Annotated in this window: 13 protein-coding genes; 8 read left to right on the top strand and 5 right to left on the bottom strand. The window is 46.2% G+C overall.

Going from position 1 to position 16,513, the window contains the following annotated elements:
• Window positions 1–28 precede the first annotated feature (28 nt).
• From DWZ38_RS04730 to DWZ38_RS04715, 4 genes are read left to right on the top strand one after another with little or no spacing between them, the layout of a single operon-like run.
• A complete protein-coding gene (locus DWZ38_RS04730) occupies window positions 29–907 on the top strand; it encodes a sugar ABC transporter permease (RefSeq protein WP_021924493.1) in 879 nt (292 codons plus the stop codon).
• A complete protein-coding gene (locus DWZ38_RS04725) occupies window positions 907–1,749 on the top strand; it encodes a carbohydrate ABC transporter permease (RefSeq protein ID WP_117850533.1) in 843 nt (280 codons plus the stop codon). Before DWZ38_RS04730 ends, DWZ38_RS04725 begins: the two co-directional genes overlap by 1 nt.
• 4 nt (window positions 1,750–1,753) lie before the next feature.
• On the top strand, window positions 1,754–4,105 hold the full coding sequence (locus DWZ38_RS04720; protein WP_117850530.1) for a glycosyl hydrolase family 65 protein: 2,352 nt from the start codon (window positions 1,754–1,756) through the stop codon (window positions 4,103–4,105).
• Window positions 4,089–4,964, top strand: coding sequence for a hypothetical protein (locus DWZ38_RS04715; RefSeq protein ID WP_021924490.1), 876 nt, complete (start codon window positions 4,089–4,091; stop codon window positions 4,962–4,964). The genes DWZ38_RS04720 and DWZ38_RS04715 overlap by 17 nt, the downstream gene beginning before the upstream one ends.
• A gap of 186 nt (window positions 4,965–5,150) precedes the next feature.
• On the opposite strand, the gene DWZ38_RS04710 is transcribed toward DWZ38_RS04715, so the two are convergent.
• From DWZ38_RS04710 to DWZ38_RS04690, 5 genes are all read right to left on the bottom strand, one after another.
• Complete coding sequence (locus tag DWZ38_RS04710; RefSeq protein WP_021924489.1) at window positions 5,151–5,651, bottom strand: QueT transporter family protein; 501 nt, start codon at window positions 5,649–5,651, stop codon at window positions 5,151–5,153.
• 327 nt (window positions 5,652–5,978) lie between these two features.
• On the bottom strand, window positions 5,979–7,967 hold the full coding sequence (gene uvrB / locus DWZ38_RS04705) for an excinuclease ABC subunit UvrB (protein WP_021924488.1): 1,989 nt from the start codon (window positions 7,965–7,967) through the stop codon (window positions 5,979–5,981).
• A gap of 295 nt (window positions 7,968–8,262) precedes the next feature.
• Complete coding sequence (locus DWZ38_RS04700) at window positions 8,263–9,270, bottom strand: LacI family DNA-binding transcriptional regulator (protein ID WP_021924487.1); 1,008 nt, start codon at window positions 9,268–9,270, stop codon at window positions 8,263–8,265.
• Between the two features lies 1 nt (window position 9,271).
• Window positions 9,272–10,477: an ROK family transcriptional regulator gene (locus tag DWZ38_RS04695; RefSeq protein WP_117850528.1), complete on the bottom strand. Its 1,206-nt coding sequence runs from the start codon at window positions 10,475–10,477 to the stop codon at window positions 9,272–9,274.
• Between the two features lie 35 nt (window positions 10,478–10,512).
• Entirely contained in the window at window positions 10,513–12,444 is a 1,932-nt protein-coding gene (locus tag DWZ38_RS04690; protein WP_117850525.1) for a DUF4838 domain-containing protein, read from the bottom strand.
• A gap of 525 nt (window positions 12,445–12,969) precedes the next feature.
• On the opposite strand from DWZ38_RS04690, the gene DWZ38_RS04685 reads away from it, so the two are divergent.
• The 4 genes from DWZ38_RS04685 to DWZ38_RS04670 all read left to right on the top strand — a co-directional run bounded on the left by DWZ38_RS04685 (window position 12,970) and on the right by DWZ38_RS04670 (window position 16,497).
• Window positions 12,970–13,743 carry an ABC transporter permease gene (locus DWZ38_RS04685; protein ID WP_021925557.1) on the top strand — a complete coding sequence of 258 codons (774 nt, stop codon included), beginning with the start codon at window positions 12,970–12,972 and terminating at the stop codon, window positions 13,741–13,743.
• On the top strand, window positions 13,719–14,510 hold the full coding sequence (locus tag DWZ38_RS04680; protein WP_117850523.1) for an ABC transporter ATP-binding protein: 792 nt from the start codon (window positions 13,719–13,721) through the stop codon (window positions 14,508–14,510). Before DWZ38_RS04685 ends, DWZ38_RS04680 begins: the two co-directional genes overlap by 25 nt.
• Before the next feature lie 45 nt (window positions 14,511–14,555).
• Window positions 14,556–15,575, top strand: coding sequence for an ABC transporter substrate-binding protein (locus DWZ38_RS04675; RefSeq protein WP_021925559.1), 1,020 nt, complete (start codon window positions 14,556–14,558; stop codon window positions 15,573–15,575).
• A 100-nt stretch (window positions 15,576–15,675) separates the two neighbouring features.
• On the top strand, window positions 15,676–16,497 hold the full coding sequence (locus tag DWZ38_RS04670; protein WP_117850520.1) for a glucosamine-6-phosphate isomerase: 822 nt from the start codon (window positions 15,676–15,678) through the stop codon (window positions 16,495–16,497).
• The last annotated feature ends 16 nt before the right edge of the window (window positions 16,498–16,513 follow it).

Genomic DNA, 16,513 nt, shown 5'->3' with positions numbered 1-16,513 from the left:
TGACAGGCTGCTTTTATGGGGAGAAAGAATGAATACGAAAAATAAAAAAATATGGATTTTCCTGTTTACCATTCCCTGCATGATTTTGTTCGCGCTTGTGTATGCGGCTCCAATCATCACGGTTTTTTACACCTCTCTGTGTGATTATACAGCATTTAGCGCACCTGCCTTTCAGGGAATCAAAAACTTCATTACAATTTTTAGCGACAGTGACTTTATCTGTTCCATCCGAAATACCCTTCTGTGGGTAGTGCTGCAGTCTACTCTTCACGTAGGCGTAGGTCTTGCCATGGCCCTTGTTCTTCGAAGAAAGCCAAAGGGCTGGAAAATCGCAAGAACTGCTTACATGATCCCGAATATCATTCCTACAGCGGCAACCGGCGTGATGTTTACCCTGCTCTTGAATCCTATGTTTGGAATTGTGAAGCCTGTTCTGGATTTCTTTGGCGTGAACTATGCCATGGTTCCAAACCTGTTCGGAAATTCCAGATATGCATTCTGGACCGTAACCGCAACCTGGATTTTCTACTCTGGATTTAACACCATTATTTTCCTGGCAGAGATGGGGGCTGTGAGCAAGGAAATTTATGAGGCAGCAGCCATTGACGGCGCAACGCCCTGGCAGGCAGACCGTTATATCACCTTGCCCCTGATGAGAAATGTATGCGGAACCTGCGTAACCCTTGCCAGTGTTGCCATGGTTTCCCAGTTCGATATTATTTACATGACCACAAAGGGCGGCCCGGGAACGTCTACCCTGAACCTGCCTATTTACCTGTATAAAGCAGCAACCCTGGAAAACAATTATGGAAAAGCAAACGCAGTGGGCGTGGTTCAGATCATCATCGGAATTACCCTGGTTATTCTGATCAAAGGTCTGTTCCGTGAGAAAAAGGAGGCGGCATAATGAGAAAAACAAGCAAAGTGAAAAACGGGATCGCGTCCTTTTTCAAGTATTTCTTTATGATCCTGCTGATCTTTATTTCCCTGGCACCCATCGTGTGGGCGTTTATCAGTTCCTTTAAATCCTATGCGGAAATCAACTCCTCCGCATTGTCCTGGCCGTCCAGATTCAGTTTGGATAACTACAAGGCAGCTCTTCAGTATGCGCCGATCCTGAAATATTTCATGAACAGCGTGATCATTGTATGCGTCAGCGTGCTGGTGACAGTGGCACTGGTTGCCATGTGTGCCTACGTGATTTCCAGATTTCAGTTTAAGCTGAAAACCCTGATCGTGCTTTTGATCTCCGCATCCTTAATGCTTCCGGCACAGGCGATTTCCCAGCCGCTGTTTGCCATTTTCCAGAAGCTTGGGATTTTTGATACAAAGCTGGGCCTGATCATTGTGTACTCTGCAATGGGAATTCCAATGTCCTTCTTTGTTATGGTCAGCTATTACAAAACCATTTCTACAGCACTGGAAGAATCCGCTTATATTGACGGGGCAACTTTTATCCAGACCTTTTTGCATATTATTCTGCCTCTGGCAAAGCCGGGACTTGTGACCATTGCTATGATCCAGTTTATCAACATCTGGAATGAGTTCTACTTTGCATTGATGCTTACAAGCGGCGACCGTGCCAGAACTGTGCCGATTGCGCTGAACTATTATATGGGAACCTTTGCAAACAACTATTCCGCGCTGTTTGCGGCGGTTGTGATGACGGTACTTCCTACCATTATTTTGTTTATTCTGCTGCAGAGACAGGTTATGGAGAGTCTGACTGCAGGAGCTGTGAAAGGATGAGAATATGGATATCAATAAGAAACCAATTTACCCGGTAGAGCCGTGGAACATTACAGAGACAGAATTTTCCATGGAGACCAACTACCGCAATGAGACAACCTTTGCACTTTCCAACGGATACATTGGAACCCGCGGTACCTTCGAGGAAGGATATGATTTTTCCGTTGATGAAGGTCTGGAAGGAAACTTTATCAACGGATTTTATGAGAGTGTGGACATTCCTTATGGAGAGTGGAATTACGGTTTTCCAACCAAAAGCCAGTCCCTTCTGAACCTGCCGGATTTGAAGAAAACGGAAATTTATGGGGACGGCGAGCTGTTCGACATGCGAACCGGCAAGGTGGAGGATTACAGCCGTGTCCTTCATATGCAGGACGGATATGTGGAAAGAAAGCTGACCTGGACTTCACCAAAGGGGAAAAAGCTGCAGCTTGTGATGAAGCGCTTTGTTTCCCTGGTGCACAAAAACCGGATGTACCAGCAGATCCAGATTACGCCTGTGAATTTTTCTGGGGAGATCCGCATTTGTTCCCATCTGAATGGAGATGTGGAGAATCATACCAGAAAGACCAATCCTCTGATCGGTTACGGTCCTTTTGGTAGCAGACTGCATATGGACAAGCTTCAGGCTGAGGATGGGGTGCTGTATTACGAGGGCACGACCCTGCAGAGCGGCATGACAATGGCATGCGCAAGTGAATACAAAATAGCAGGAGCCGGGGAGGTTGTGACTGTTTTTGGCACAGACGAAGAGAAAAGGCATGCTGTGTGTGAAAGCAGAATGGAGGTTCCGGAAAATACCACCATTACCTGCGAGAAATTTATGGTTTATACTTCCAGCCAGGATATGGAAGCTGGCAAGCTGGAAGGATTTGCAAAGAAGGAACTGAAAGAAGCTGTTGAGGGCGGATGGCAGAAAGAGTTTGATGCCCAGCAGGCGAAAATCCATGAGTTCTGGGAGATTTCCGATGTGCAGATCTATGATGACGAGGCACTACAGCAGGGAATCCGCTTCAACCTGTTTCATATTATGCAGTCCGCCGGAAGAGACGGACGCACCGGAATGGGCGCAAAGGGACTTTCCGGGGAAGGCTATGAGGGACATTATTTCTGGGATACGGAAATGTATGTGCTGCCGGTATTTGTTTACACGGCACCGGAGCTGGCAAAGAAGCTTCTGGAATATCGTTTCCGCACTCTGGATCAGGCCCGTGACCGTGCAAAGGTTCTGGGACATCCAAAGGGAGCCTTATATCCATGGCGTACCATTAACGGAGAAGAAGCTTCCACCTATTTTCCACTTGGAACGGCACAGTATCATATTAATGCGGACATTGCCTATGCGTTCTGGCTGTATGTAAGCGTGACCGGTGATCTGGAATTTTTCAAGGACATGGCAGCTGAGGTGCTTGTGGAAACCGCAAGAGTCTGGGCGGATGTGGGATATTTTGCAGAGTGCAGGGGCGGAAAATATTGCATCTGCGCAGTGACCGGACCGGATGAGTACAACGCCATTACAGACAACAATTTCTATACCAACCTGATGGGAAGGGAAAATATCCGCTATGCACTGAAGGCTCTGGAGATGCTAAAGGAAGCCAGAGCGGATGTGTATGAGGCATTTGTTTCCAGAATGGGAATTACAGAGGAGGAAACTGCATACTGGGAAAAAATTGTGGAGAACATGTATTTTCCATATGATGAAAACCGTCAGGTGTATGCCCTGGATGACCGTTTTATGATGCTTCGCCCATGGGATGATTCCAGAATCCCGCCGGAGAAGAGACATCTTCTGTATGAGAACTATCATCCGTTGTTTGTCTACAGACAGAGAATGTGCAAGCAGGCGGACGCGATTTTTGGACTTTATCTGCACAGCAACTTCTTCAGTAAGGAAGAGTTGAAGCGAAACTATGATTTTTATCAGGAAGTGACCCTGCATCATTCTTCCCTTTCCAACTGCGTATTTGGAATGCTGGCGTGCCAGATCGGATATTATGATGAGGCTTATGAATATTTTGCACAGTCTGCCAGAATGGATTTGGATGACTATCATGATAATTTCTATGCCGGTATCCATGCGGCCAACATGGCGGGAACCTGGCAGGCGATTATCAATGGATTTGCAGGCGTGCGCGTAAACGGCGGCGGGCTGGAACTGCACCCGTATGTACCGGAAAAGTGGAATGGTATGCAGTTTTACCTTCTGTACCGTGGAAGAAAGCTGAAGATTCAGTTGACCCATGAAAAGACAAGGGTGGAACTGGCGGCAGGAGATGCTGTCACATTGAAGCTGAACGAGAAGGAAATACATCTGGAACCAGGAGAGGGAAGTGTTTATGAAGAAGAAATATAAAGGAATCTTTTTTGACTGGGACGGCACTGCTGTCCTCAGCCGAAAAGCTCCTGTGGAGGAGATTGTGAAGGCTATGGGACCACTTCTGGATCAGAAGGTGAATCTGGTGATCGTAAGCGGAACTACCATGGAAAATATTGCAGGGGGAAAGCTTGATTCGTATTTTACAAAGGAGCAGCTGGAGCATCTGTATCTTGGCCTTGGAAGAGGGGCTTTTAATTACAGATATGAAAATGGACAGGAGATTGTTTTCTCAGACATGCTTCCGGACAGGAAACTGCTCAGTGATATTCACAGGATCTGTTTTGACATTCACATGGAGCTTCTGGAAAAATACGGAATGAACACGGACATTGTATTTTCCAGACCGAATTACTGTAAGATCGACCTGATGGTGGAGAACCAGAGGGGGGATAACCTGTTTATGCAGGGGAACGAGCTGGATCTGCTGAAGGACTGCCTGAAAAAGCATGGGGTAGAAGGCGGTCTGCAGGGGCTTCTGGATATTTCAGAGGCAGCAGGAGCGCGATATGGGATTACTGTGAAGCCTACCTGTGATGCCAAATACCTGGAGGTTGGAATTTCCAGCAAAAGCGATAATGTGGACCGGATTCTGGAGTATCTGGAGGAGAAAGAGGGAATCAGCCCGCAGGAGTGCAGCTTCTGGGGAGATGAGTATGTGGGAATTGAGGAAGGCATTTACGGAAGCGACAGCTTTATGAAGACAGAGAAAACAGCGGCTGGAGAGTTCTTCGATGTGTCCCAGATTCCTGGAAAACGTCCCGAAGGCGTGGTGCAGCTTGGCGGGGGCGTAGAGAGGTTTCTGGAATTTTTGAAAGAGCAGGCACAGATTGAATAGGAGATTGCGGGGAAAGGGCTCAGAACGCCTTTTTCAAACCTGCTCTAATTTCTGAGAGTTGATGAATGGTTTTGATTAGGCTATTGTCTGCGGATGCAGATTGTGTGATTGTATGATAGAAAAAATACCCGATGGAGAGAATTGTTAATAAACTAAGCTCTTCATCGGGTATTTGCAGTTATGAATTTATTTTACAGAAGCCTGTCTGCCAAATAAGGTATTCTTGTATTTGGAAAGTGCAGTGAGAAGCACCATACCAAAGATTCCGCAGGATACCACTTCACCAGCGCCTACTGTAAGCATCATAAGCGGGATGGGAAGGTTGGTTCCATATCCGTAGCGAAGTACGAATGGTACCAGAACTGCGTTTGCCACAATCGGCGGAACCGGGGCAAGCCATTTGCTGCTGTTACGAAGCTTGTAGGTAAATACAGCTCCGATGAGGGTGGCAATACTTCCGAATGCGATATCCAGAGGAATGGCACCGCCAAGCAGATTGGCAAGGATGCAGCCTACAAAAAGACCGGGGATGGCAGCTGGTGTGAAGTATGGAAGGATGGTCAGGGCTTCGGAAATTCGGACCTGGATCTCTCCATAGCTAAACGGTGCGAACACCAGTGTCAGTACAACATAGACAGCCGCGATCAGCGCTGCCTGCACCAGAAACAGGGTACTTTTGTTTTTCATATTCATTTGTCTCCTTTAGTTTTGTTTTACGAGTGGAAGGTCACGAACACTCGATTCATTTTCGCGCGGCTTTTGGTCAAGCGGCCATGCTTGCATGGACATTTGACGAATGCCGCGGAGGCATATACCGGAAGGTATATGGCCTACGCCGGGAATCGGCGGAAAAGCCTATAAGACCTTGGTTTTGAGGGCTTTTCAACGGGCATGAGTATAGCATATTTGGGGGAGGAATGCAAGGGAAAATAATGGGCGTACCCACATTTTGTCCACAATGATGCGTCCATGACAAAATTCCAGACATCGTCTGGAATTTTGGGTGGATGTAAGTTATTTCTCGGCATCCGCCAGATTCTTCTTCAGTTCAATCATCTTGTCACGCAGCTCGGCGGCCTGCTCGAAGTTCAGGTCTGCGGCAGCCTGGCGCATCTGCTTCTCCAGCTGGGAAATCAGATTCTTCAGCTCTTTTTTGCTCATGGATTCCGGATCCTTCTTCAGCTTCACCTCTGTTTCTGCAACAGCCTTGGAAACGGCAATCAGGTCACGGACCGCTTTCTTGATGGTAGTAGGTGTGATACCGTGCTCCTCATTATAAGCTTCCTGGATTTCCCGTCGGCGGTTGGTTTCTTCAATGGCGTTTCGCATGGAGTCCGTCATCACATCTGCGTACATAATAACATGGCCATTACTGTTTCGGGCAGCACGTCCAATGGTCTGGATCAGGGAAGTTTCGGAACGGAGAAAGCCTTCCTTGTCCGCATCCAGAATAGCGACTAAAGTGATTTCCGGAATATCAAGTCCCTCTCGCAGCAGGTTGATTCCAACCAGCACGTCAAATACGTCCAGACGCATATCGCGGATAATTTCCGCACGTTCCAGAGTATCAATATCCGAATGAAGATAGCGGACACGGATTCCTACATCCTTCATATACTGAGTCAGATCTTCAGCCATTCTCTTGGTAAGAGTGGTAATAAGCACCTTGTTTTTCTTAGCAGTTTCTTTGTTGACTTCGGAAATCAGGTCATCGATTTGACCCTCTACAGGGCGAACCTCCACCTTAGGATCCAAAAGTCCGGTAGGACGGATGATCTGCTCTGCACGGAGAAGCTCGTGGTCATATTCGTAGTCACCGGGAGTGGCAGACACAAACAGAACCTGGTCCAGCTTATTTTCAAATTCCTCAAAGCTAAGAGGACGGTTGTCCTTGGCAGAGGGAAGACGAAAGCCGTAATCTACCAGTGTCTGCTTCCGGTTCTGGTCACCTGCATACATGGCGCCTACCTGTGGAACGGTCTTATGGGACTCATCAATAATAAGGAGAAAATCATCCCCGAAATAGTCCAGAAGAGTGTAAGGGGGCTGCCCCGGCTCCAGACCGGAAAGATGACGGGAATAGTTCTCAATGCCGGAACAGAATCCGGTTTCCTTCATCATTTCAATATCAAAGTTGGTACGCTCAGAAATTCGCTGGGCTTCTATCAGCTTGTCCTCGCTTTTGAAATAATCTACCCGTTCCTTTAATTCTTCCTCAATGGCAATTGCCGCCTTCTGGATTTGCTCCGCAGGCACAACATAATGGGATGCCGGGAAAATACCGATATGTGCAAGCTGGCACTTGATTTCCCCGGTAAGCACATCAATTTCCGAAATCCGGTCGATCTCATCTCCGAAAAATTCCACCCGCACAGCCGTATCAGAACTGTTGGCCGGAAAAATCTCCAGAGTGTCCCCGCGGACACGGAAGGTGCTTCGGTGAAAATCCATCTCATTGCGGGTGTACTGAATGTCGATCAGTTCTCGGATGACCTCATCCCTGTCCTTGGTCATGCCCGGACGAAGCGAGATCATCATGTCCTGAAATTCCTGTGGAGAACCCAGTCCGTAAATACAGGATACGGAGGAGATGATGATAACGTCCTTGCGCTCAGACATGGCAGCAGTGGCAGAGAGCCTGAGCTTGTCGATCTCGTCATTGATGGCAGAGTCCTTGGCAATGTAGGTGTCCGAGGATGGCACATATGCTTCCGGCTGGTAATAATCGTAATAGGAGACGAAATACTCCACCGCATTCTCCGGGAAAAACTCCTTAAATTCCCCATAAAGCTGCGCCGCCAGCGTCTTATTGTGCGCCAGGATCAGAGTAGGCTTATTCAGCTGCGCAATAACATTCGCCATGGTAAACGTCTTACCAGACCCCGTCACCCCTAGCAAAGTCTCGAACTGATTTCCCTCCTTAAATCCCTTCACCAGTTCCGCAATCGCCTGCGGCTGATCCCCAGTTGGCTTGTATTCCGAATGCAATTCAAAATGATCCATAGTTTTCTCCTGATCTTTTCCTGAAAAAATAACAGTATATTTCCTTTAGTATAACTATGTCTGCATTATATCATTCCCAATAAAAAAAGTACAGAACAATCCGAATGTTTGTTCTGTACTTTTTTTTATTATAACCAGTTTACCTTCGTTTCTCAATCACTATTTTCCATGTATTAATTTTATTACTTTCTTTGACGAATTTTGTTCACCGTTATAGTAAATTCATTTTTTAACGTTACATTGTTCCTTAGTTTGAACTACCGAGAATAACTCGACAGTTGCACTTTCATCCCCCTCACGGACAGCTTTCCCTCTTCGCAAGATAATAGGGCAGGGACAGCTTCATGGGGAGGGTGTGGCCGTTGTTGATGCGGTCGATGAGGAGCTTGGCGGTCATGCGGCCCATTTCTTCGATGGGGATGTGCATAGTGGTAAGCATGGGAGAAATATACTGTGCGATGTCAATATCATCCATGCTGATCACCGCGATATCATTTGGAATGTGATAGCCGCATTCCTTGATAGCCCGGATGGCACCGATGGCGGTAATGTCATTCATGCAGAAAAAAGCAGTCACCTTGGAAGAACGTTTCAGAACCTGGCGAGCACCCTGATAGCCGCCCTCAGAAGAACCGGGCACATTGGCAATCACATTTTTGTCAAAGGCAATGTGATGATCCGCCAGGGTATTGCAGTAAGCCTGATAGCGGATCTCGTTGCAGGTCTCCCCAATATAGCCGATTTTTTCATGTCCCAGGGAAATCAGATGGCGCACAGCATCAGCGGCAATAGCATTGCCGTCGCAGATCACCTGATCCCAGCTTGCATCCAGAGGGTTAAGACCGGTATAGATCACCTTGCGGAAATGTTCCTTCATAAATTTCATGGTAGCCGCATCGCATCGTCCCAGAATGGCAACTCCGTCCACCTCATTTTTCTCAATCTGCTCGCAAACAGAAGGAGTGTGGATATCCAGAGCAGAAAAAGAGTACTTCACCACATAGCCTTCCCTGCGGGCTTCCTGCTCAATGCTTCTAGTCAGCGCCGAGAAAAAAGCATCATTCTGTGCATCCTGGCTGCGGGCATAAAGACAGGCAATAGAAGGAGAAGTTGTTTTCTTCACAGGAACTTTCTGCTTCAGGGTCTGGGCAGAGGTATTAGGCGCATAGCCGCCTGCCCGTGCGATTTTCCATATTTTGTCCTGCAGCTCCTTGCTTGCGGCTTTGGTGGAGTTGCCATTGATGATTCTGGAAACTGTGGAAATGGAAACTCCCGCTTCCCTGGCGATATCTTTTAATGTCATATTATTCTGTCAGGCCTTTCTTCAAAAAGATCTTCTGGATGGCAAGGGCACAGGCCCCTGTAGCACCGTCCAGGGTATCAAATGGGCAAATCTCGAAATTTTTTACATAGTCATTTTCCACAAAGGTAAGTTGCTGTGTGAGAATGCTGCTGAGTTCGGAATGAACCAGCGGGTGGGAAAAAAGCTGTCCGTGCAGGTATATTTTTTCCGGATTATTCAGGATCGCAATGTTGGAGATGGCGATTCCCAGATACTTCAGCGCATTGGAAACAATGGTGCACACCGCTTCATCCCCAAGGGAGTAAGCCGCAGCAATAGTTTCTGTGGTAATTTCCTCCGGAGAGGAGACCAGTCTGTGGAGAATCCCGAAGCTGTCCAGCTGGTACAGCTGCCGGGTGTTTTTGATCAGCCAGGACTCGCTGGCAACAGTCTGAAGGCAGCCCTGCTTGCCGCATTCACAGCGCAGTCCATTGGGGTTGGCAATGATGTGTCCAATCTCCCCGGAGATAAAGGTATGTCCGGTAAAAAGACTGCCATCCACAATATTGGCACAAAACATGCCCGCACCCACATGGAAAAAGGCAAAATTCTCCGGGGTGTAATCCGGGTGGAAAAGGTACTGTCCAAGGGCCATACAGCGCACATTGTTTTCAAATACAACAGGTAGGGAAAAGGCATCCCGGATCTTATTGGCATCAAAGGTCTGCCAGATATTGCTGCTGTTGATCACAAAGGTGCCCTTTTCGGTTACATGGCCGGGAACCCCGATCCCGATTCCGCAAAAAGAATCAAGGGGAATGCCGCAGTCCTTTAAAACCATCTGAAGAACCTGGATAATGGTTTCCGTGATGGTAAGGCTTAAGTTTTCAGAATAAGGAATCTGATACTGGTAGAGAACCTTTCCCTTTAAATTTGTAACGCATGCAGTCAGCGTTTTTTTGGTAAATTCCAGTCCGAGGGCAGCTGCGTATTCCGGACGGATATCAAGAGACACACGCTTTCGTCCGGCAGAGGAGGAATCCTCCAGGTCATGTCCTGCTTCAAAAACCAGCTGCACCTGCTGAAGCTGGAAAATGGTGTGGCTGACGGTGGCAGGCGTGATACCTGTAAGCTGTGCAATTCCGGTTCTGGAAATGGAAGGATTGCGGAAAATACATGCAAGAATTCGTTCTCGGTTGGTGAGCTTGGAATTGGAAGTCTGATACATAATTTTCTCCCTCTGAATTTTTGATAGTGCCAGTCTTAATTTTGGGACGTCCGTTCTTCCGGCAGGGAAAATCCGGTATAGCGGTGTGCAACCTCCTGAATCCGGTATACGTCCAGATAAGGCTGGATAAAATCTTCTTTTTTCCGTACAAAATCTGCAAAAAGGCTGAATTTCTCATCAGCTGCATCCGCGTCACCGGATGCCAGAGAAACCAGTGCATCTGTAAGCAAAAGCACATATTCCCTGTGAAAAGTCAGCAGCTTTTGGAAGCGGTCCGAAATCTGATGGCTGTCTTTGGCGCGATTTAAAAGGTCTTCTGCTGTGCCGGACACGTAATCAGAAAGCTGCTGGTATTTCCAGGCAGCAGCAGGATTGGTTCTGGGACCGATGTGGTTAAAGTAATCACAGTCTGACAGCTGGGAAATCCGGGTTAGGTATTCTTTGACTTCATCAGCCATGGAACCGTAGGCTGCCTGGAAATATTCATCCATAAGGGAATCAAAGCTTTCTTCTGTGTCAAGGGTCAGATATCCCATTACATAATTGGGAAGTCCGTTTGGAAGGAATGCACGTAGCTCCTGGCAGCTGATATAGCCATCCAGATGGAGGTTTTTTACATGATGAATGTCCCCTGCAAGTACTTTGCTGATGGAAACATAGCCGAAATCCCCATAGTGGGCACGGCCAAGAGGGTAGTCGTAAACCAGGCTGTTCCCGTCAAAAATTTTCTGCCATTTTGCGAGAAAGGTAAGGTTTTCCTCAATGGTGACAGGAAGAACCATCTGGTTGCGCCTGTATTCCGAAATGGGAACCTCCTGGATCCTGTCCGGATAGGATTCCCGGAAGGTCCGGCTGATGGGAGCAAACATGAGGACAAAACGGTCCGGATTCTGGAACCGTTCCTTTACAGGCGGATACAGCAACTCCTGATAAAGAAGGAACACAAGCTTGCAGTCCAGATGTTCTTGGGTAAGGCGCTGGTCAATCAAGTTTAAAAGATGTACATACTGATCCGACAAAGTGGTTTTCCGGCAGCTTTCGCATTCGCAGATATGGTTGTATTCATCTGCCAGCCAGATGTGCAGATAATCTGTGTCCGGGTGCTCCTTTACATAATCAACCACTGTATTGCAGAAACGGTCGATGGCTTCCGGGTCAGAGTAGCATAGATTGGTATTCATGGGAATACGGTCGATGTATTCTCTTTTTCCATTGACCAGGGCAAGAAGCCTTTGAACCTTAGGGGAAGGCTTTGCTTTTTCTGGCACCCATCCTATAGATGGCAGCCCGATGGCTTCACAGGTCCATCCATGTCCGGCGGCGTGGAGGAGAAGAGAACGCTTTTTCATAGCTTCATGCATTTTTTTGTAGCAGTCCTGCAGGAATGCTTCCGTGAGTTCCATGGGATCCTTTGTTGGATTCAGGGTATGATGATACCATCTTTCCAGAAAAATATAGGGCTCCTTAAATTGAAGAAAGAAGCTGTTGAATCCAAGCTTGGGAAGCCAGTCAATAAAATCCAGAACATTTTCAAGAGAGTCAGCCCCCTCAATGCAGACGCCTCTGTGGCGCAGGGAGGCTCTGTGTGAGTAAGAACAGGTCAGGTCTGCAAGGGAAAGCTGATGGGGCATAACGGTTTCATCCGGCAAAAGAAAACGGTAGCCAAGCCTGCGGAGAAATGCATACATACCAAGAAGCACGCTTCGCGGATTGCTTCCCTGAATGCTTCCTTTTCCATTGGAAAGAGAAATCAAAAACAGGTCATCGGCTCTGGAATCCAGACCGGATGAAAGCTCCGGATCCAGATCCGTGTTTAGATGGATGGTGCAGTCATTGGCAGCAGAACTCTCCGAAGCATGGGAAAAGGCGAATGCAGGATTGACTGCCTTTAAATAACGCTCCAGCTCCGCAGCTGCAAAAGAGATGGTTTCGCAGTCCGGGGAATAACATAAGGTGATTGTGCTCATAATTCAATATCCTTCCTCAAAGAATCATAACAATGTTTAATTATTTATATTATATAAAAAATAAAAGAAAAAGAAAATATAAAAAACTACTAAAATAGATATGCAGAATATAGCATATATAACTAATTAAATATAAATTTACAGAAAATAATGGAGAATAAACCGAAATGTAAAACACAAAACGAGATAAGTACACAAATGAATTAAATTTATAAATAAAACAAATAAAAAAATCACCTTGCAATTCCTGCAGAATTAAAAAAATAAGTACAAAATGTTTAATAAAAAACAGGAAAACCAATGAAAAATAAACATAAATGTTAAAAAAATAACGCATAAACAATTTTGATTGTACAAAATAAATAAAATTTACACAAACGTTTGCCTACAGGAAAATCAAGGGTTTGCGTAAAAATTACGAAAAATCCAGTTTGACAAAACATGCTATTTTTTATATATTGCAATTAACACATGTGAACGAAAAAAGGCTGAAAAAACAAAGAACGAAAATGGAGGTTAGAGAACATGAAAAAGAAGAAATCCGTGATCAGCAATAAGGTATGGCTGCTGATTTCGTTTCTGGCTGCAATGCTTGTATGGTATCTGCTGTCCCTTGGAAAGGCTACCGGACGAAGCTTTCCATTTGCGGACAAGGTAGTTCCTTCCGTGAAGACCATGATCGACAGAGGCGCGTTCTTCAAGGATATTGCAAGCAGTATGTCATGCGTGGGAGCAGGATTTGGTCTTGGCTTTATCACATCCCTTCCAGTTGCTTTTCTGATGGCATGGTACACACCGGTTCAGAAGATCATCGAGCCATGGATCAATTTTATCCGTAACATTCCGGCTCTGGCATATGCGCCGCTTCTGGTCATCACATTCGGTGTTGGACAGAAGCCAGCAATCATCCTGATCTGGATCTGCACCTTTATGACTATGAGTATTACCATTTATCAGGGAATCCGAAACATTGACGTAACCCTGATCAAGGCTGCAAGAGTGCTTGGAGCCAACGATTTCCAGATTTTTACCAAGATTATCTGTCCGGCAACTGTTCCATTTATTATCACCGCTGTCAGACTTGGACTTGGAGCAGCCCTTACTACTTTGCTTGCAGCAGAGTCTACAGGAGCACAGGCTGGTATCGGAATGAGAATCCGTTCTCTTTCCAATTCCTTTGAATCTGCACCAATGCTGATGTACATCATCTTGCTTGGTATCATTGGACTTATTTTAGTAAAGGTTGTTGACATTATAGAGAGGAAGTTAACGAGATGGCAGGAGACAATAAATCAGTAAAGCTGAAAATTGACAATGTATATAAGGAGTACGATACCTCCAAGGGCAAGATGATCGCATTAAACGGCGTTAATCTTGACATTGCGGAAAATGAGTTTATCTGCGTAGTCGGCCCGTCCGGCTGCGGCAAGTCCACAATGCTGAATATTATCGCAGGACTTTTAGAGCCTACCAGCGGAAACGTATACCTGGACGGCAAACCCATTGAGGGAACCGGAGTAGAACGAGGAGTTGTATTTCAGCAGTATGCACTTTTCCCATGGAGAACCGTAATTAAAAATGTTATGTTCGGACTGGAAATGAAAAAGGTTCCCAAGGATCAGGCAGAGCAGATTGCAAGAAAATACATCAAGTCAGTTGGCCTGGAAGGGTTTGAGCATTCCTATCCAAAGGAGCTGTCAGGAGGTATGAAGCAGCGTGTGGCAATTGCAAGAGCTTATGCAGCCAACCCGGAAGTGCTTCTTCTGGATGAGCCGTTTGGAGCACTGGATGCACAGACCAGGGTACAGCTTCAGACAGAGCTTCTGAATACCTGGGAACAGGAGAAGAAGACCTGCTTCTTTATTACACACGATGTAGACGAGGCAATCATTCTTGCACAGCGTGTTGTAATCATGAGTGCCCGCCCGGGACGAATCAAGAAGATCGTGAACATTGACATTCCTTATCCGAGAACACAGGAAACCAAATCCGATCCAAGATTCCTGGAACTCAAAGCAGAAATCTGGAACGAGGTTTACAAAGAGTTCCTTGAGGTAAGAAAGTAAATAAGAAAATTAAAAAAAGGAAAATAAAAAAGGAGGATATTTTATATGAAAGGATTCTTTAAGAAAGCAGCAGCGTTACTTATGGCAGGTCTTATGGCTGGATCTATGGCAGCTGTACCGGCATTTGCAGAAGAGGCAGAGGATGCTGCACCGGAGAAAGTGGAACTGAACGTTGCTTACATGCCGAACTACGCATCCCTGTGGTCTGTTCTTACAGGAATGGACAAAGGATACTTCGAAGAAGAAGGCATTGAGATCAAGCTCTGGGAGTTTGCAGATGGTCCTTCTGAGATCGCAGCAATGGAGGGCGGAAGCATTGACCTTGCTTATATCGGACATGGAGCTCATAAGCTTTGCATCAAGGGACAGGCTGAGATCTTTGCACCAAGCTCTGTACACAGCACAGACCGTGTGATCGTTCTTCCTTCCTCAGATGTAACTTCTACAGATGATCTTGCAAACTTAAAAGGCAAGAAAGTAGCGTACACAGCAGGTTCTTCTTCTGAGACCGCATTAAACGGCGCTCTTGCAGTAGCAGGCCTTACAATTGATGACATTGACGCATACGAAATGGATGCAACCAACATGGTAGCAGCTATGGCATCCGGTTCTGTAGATGCATGCTTCGCATGGAACCCATACAGCAACCAGATTCTTGAGAACAACGAAGATGCAGTTGAATTAGAGTTCGCAACAAACTCTGTAAACCTTTCCAGCTGGATCTGCCTGCCAAGCTATGCAGAAGAGAACCAGGATATTCTGTTAAGATTCAGCAGAGCTCTTTACAAAGCTATGGAATTCTCATCACAGCCTGAGAACTGGGAATATGCAGTTGGTCTTTACGCAAAACAGTGTGCAAAAGATGTAGACGCATGCATGGTTGAGACAAACGACGCAACCTGGTTCAGCGCAGACGATATTAGAACTGGTCTGGAAGATGGAACAATTTCCGATTACTATCAGAGACAGCAGCAGATGTTCATCGACAGCGGTGATGTAGAGGAAGAGGTTCCGCTTGAGAACTATGTAATGTTTGACTTAATGAAGGAAGCATTAGCTGAATAATATTTTAGGAAGGAATGAACCCTGTGGAACTGCGAAAGTTTGTTCCGCAGGGTTTCATTTTTTCAATGGCAATATCTCACAGAAAAAGAAAGAGGTAATTATGAGACACGAATATTATTACTATAACAAAGAAGAATTACTGAAAAATCCCAAAATCCCGCTGATCGTAATGGAAGACAATCCTGCCGTATTTCGCTCCATGGCAGAGGAAATGGTGGAAGAAATCAAACGGAAAAATGCTCTTGGAGAGAAAACGGTATTTATCTGCCCGGTTGGCCCGGTTGGCCAGTATCCTTATTTTGTAGAAATGGTCAATGAGCAGAATATCAGTCTGAAAGATGTATGGTTCATCAATATGGATGAGTATCTTACCGATGACAAAAAGTGGGTTCCAAAGGACCATCCTTTAAGCTTCCGCGGATTTATGGACAGGACTGTTTATACAAAGATCAAACCGGAGCTGGTGATGCCAGAGGAGCAGAGAGTTTTCCCGGATCCGGAAAATTTAGGCCATATTGAGGATGTGATCCAGCAGCTTGGCGGTGTAGACATCTGCTTTGGCGGAATTGGAATCAACGGACATGTAGCTTTTAATGAAGCTTCTGATACCATGAGCCCGGAAGAATTTCTGGCACAGCACACAAGAGTACTGGAGATTTCCAGGGAGACAAGAGCTGTCAATTCTATCGGAGATCTGAACGGTGCCCTGGATGACATGCCTCATTACTGTATTACAATTGGAATTTATGAGATCGCACATGCAAGAAAAATCCGTCTTGGCTGCTTCCGCGACTGGCACAGAAGTGTGGTAAGACATGCCGCATACGGCGAAAAGACAGCACATTTTCCGGTCAGCCTTCTTCAGGATCACCCGGATATTAATCTGAAATTCACAGAATTTGTAGCAAATCTGCCGGAATAAAGCAAAGAAAGAGTGG

The sequence above is a fragment of the Ruminococcus sp. AF31-8BH genome, from assembly GCF_003460605.1.
Classification (GTDB): Bacteria; Bacillota; Clostridia; order Lachnospirales; family Lachnospiraceae; genus Blautia_A; species Blautia_A acetigignens.
Note: the sequence above shows the minus strand (reverse complement) of the source record. Positions and strands in the feature narration are given on the sequence as shown.

What these genes read in the sequence shown, in the direction of transcription:
- DWZ38_RS04730 (WP_021924493.1), top strand. Translation starts at nt 29, where the DNA reads ATGAATACGAAAAATAAAAAAATATGGATTTTCCTGTTTACCATTCCC.
- DWZ38_RS04725 (WP_117850533.1), top strand. Translation starts at nt 907, where the DNA reads ATGAGAAAAACAAGCAAAGTGAAAAACGGGATCGCGTCCTTTTTCAAG.
- DWZ38_RS04720 (WP_117850530.1), top strand. Translation starts at nt 1,754, where the DNA reads ATGGATATCAATAAGAAACCAATTTACCCGGTAGAGCCGTGGAACATT.
- DWZ38_RS04715 (WP_021924490.1), top strand. Translation starts at nt 4,089, where the DNA reads ATGAAGAAGAAATATAAAGGAATCTTTTTTGACTGGGACGGCACTGCT.
- DWZ38_RS04710 (WP_021924489.1), bottom strand. Translation starts at nt 5,651, where the DNA reads ATGAAAAACAAAAGTACCCTGTTTCTGGTGCAGGCAGCGCTGATCGCG.
- uvrB (WP_021924488.1), bottom strand. Translation starts at nt 7,967, where the DNA reads ATGGATCATTTTGAATTGCATTCGGAATACAAGCCAACTGGGGATCAG.
- DWZ38_RS04700 (WP_021924487.1), bottom strand. Translation starts at nt 9,270, where the DNA reads ATGACATTAAAAGATATCGCCAGGGAAGCGGGAGTTTCCATTTCCACA.
- DWZ38_RS04695 (WP_117850528.1), bottom strand. Translation starts at nt 10,477, where the DNA reads ATGTATCAGACTTCCAATTCCAAGCTCACCAACCGAGAACGAATTCTT.
- DWZ38_RS04690 (WP_117850525.1), bottom strand. Translation starts at nt 12,444, where the DNA reads ATGAGCACAATCACCTTATGTTATTCCCCGGACTGCGAAACCATCTCT.
- DWZ38_RS04685 (WP_021925557.1), top strand. Translation starts at nt 12,970, where the DNA reads ATGAAAAAGAAGAAATCCGTGATCAGCAATAAGGTATGGCTGCTGATT.
- DWZ38_RS04680 (WP_117850523.1), top strand. Translation starts at nt 13,719, where the DNA reads ATGGCAGGAGACAATAAATCAGTAAAGCTGAAAATTGACAATGTATAT.
- DWZ38_RS04675 (WP_021925559.1), top strand. Translation starts at nt 14,556, where the DNA reads ATGAAAGGATTCTTTAAGAAAGCAGCAGCGTTACTTATGGCAGGTCTT.
- DWZ38_RS04670 (WP_117850520.1), top strand. Translation starts at nt 15,676, where the DNA reads ATGAGACACGAATATTATTACTATAACAAAGAAGAATTACTGAAAAAT.